This is a genomic window from Bacillus sp. P4_D3 (genome assembly GCF_056401855.1).
The window spans coordinates 1-1397 of sequence record NZ_JBFUIN010000773.1 but is presented as its reverse complement, the minus strand read 5'-3'; the positions used below and the strand labels follow the sequence as shown (position 1 = coordinate 1397).

Annotated in this window: 2 protein-coding genes and 1 pseudogene; all 3 read right to left on the bottom strand. The window is 31.7% G+C overall.

All coding sequences use genetic code 11. From position 1 onward, the window contains the following. A pseudogene (locus AC1DTM_RS26545) lies at positions 1-232 on the bottom strand (VanZ family protein); the annotation flags it as partial. Between the two features lie 84 nt (positions 233-316). Then, the gene (locus AC1DTM_RS26540) at positions 317-481 is read right to left on the bottom strand and encodes a hypothetical protein (RefSeq protein WP_477001287.1); all 165 of its coding nucleotides are present in this window, start codon (positions 479-481) and stop codon (positions 317-319) included. A gap of 4 nt (positions 482-485) precedes the next feature. Continuing rightward, the coding region (locus tag AC1DTM_RS26535) for a serine hydrolase domain-containing protein (RefSeq protein WP_477001286.1) at positions 486-1397 on the bottom strand (912 nt) is incomplete at its 5' end.

Sequence of the window (1397 nt, the reverse complement as noted above, 5' to 3'; positions counted from 1 at the left end):
GAATAATATTGACTGACCGATTAAGATTTTCAACACTAGAAGGAAACCCGATTGGTAAAGGGAATAAGGTTACTGCAACAACCATACAAATGTATACTGCAAATAGAAAACTAATTAACTCTTTCCACCAATTCACATGCTTTTTATTTTTGAACCCAATTAATATACTTCGGACAAATAAATAACAGATAACCCCAAAAATAATAAATAAACTACCGTTAATTATATGCAAATCGCTAACACATCCCTTTATCTTAATTATTCTATAGGACTTTTCGCAGGATGGTTTTGTCATACGGAATAATGCATCTTTATATTATTGTAAATTCATTAAAGAGAAACCTTCATTTGCGRGATTTTCATATTTTTCTTTCCCTCTAAGTACATTGTCATAATATGCTGTATCTAAAAAAGATAACGAACGGCAACGTACCCAGCCTATTTCGTCTTCTTTTTTATATGCTCTAATTTTTATATCCATGTAATTAAAAAACTCCTTCTATTTCTACCATAAATTTTTCGGGTCCTGCCCCTTTATTTGATGGAATAACTAATGTAATTCCTAAGTCCGGGTATACGGCCGAGCGGAAACTCACGCCTGGATCATATCCCATTACATGATATTTAAAAATATTTCCTTGTCTTTTCTCAATCCATATTCCATAGCCGTAAGACTGGCTATTATTCACCAAAATATGAGGAGTTAAAAGTAACTTCGTATATTCGTGGCTTAATATTTCGTTGTTAAATAGAGCTTCCCAAAATTTCACCATGTCTGGTGCAGTAATATAAGCACCACCATCAGAACCTCCTTTTATGGGTATAGAGTATGCATTTGTTCTCCATTTTTGACTATTTACATCCTTTATATATCCGAGAGCTGTATGTTTTGGTAAATTATCTAAAGAAAAATAGCCTGAATCATTCATGCCAACTGGAACGAATATGTTTCTTTCTATATATTCCGTAAATTCAAGTCCTGTCTGCTGTTCTATAATTAATCCAAGTATAATAAAACCTGCATTGTTATAGTAAAACTTACTTCCTGGTGTAAACATCATATTACTGTTTTGGAATAATGGTAAAAAGTCTTTTAAACTTTTTAAAAAATACATAGGGGTTTGTTTCCAAAGATCTTCAAAGTTATCCATGATACTTTCATCAAAATAATCTGGAATACCCGAACTATGCGTTAAAAGTTGATGTACTGTAATATCTTCATTAAAGTTTGGGAATTTAATATGTAGACAATCTTTTAACTTTGTATGAAAAGTAATTACACCTCTTTCAACAAGTTGACAGATACTGATAGCAGTGAATAATTTACATCCTGAGGCAATTCCAAATCTTGTTTGTAGTGTATTGTTTATACATTCACTTCGGTTAGCATATCCAAA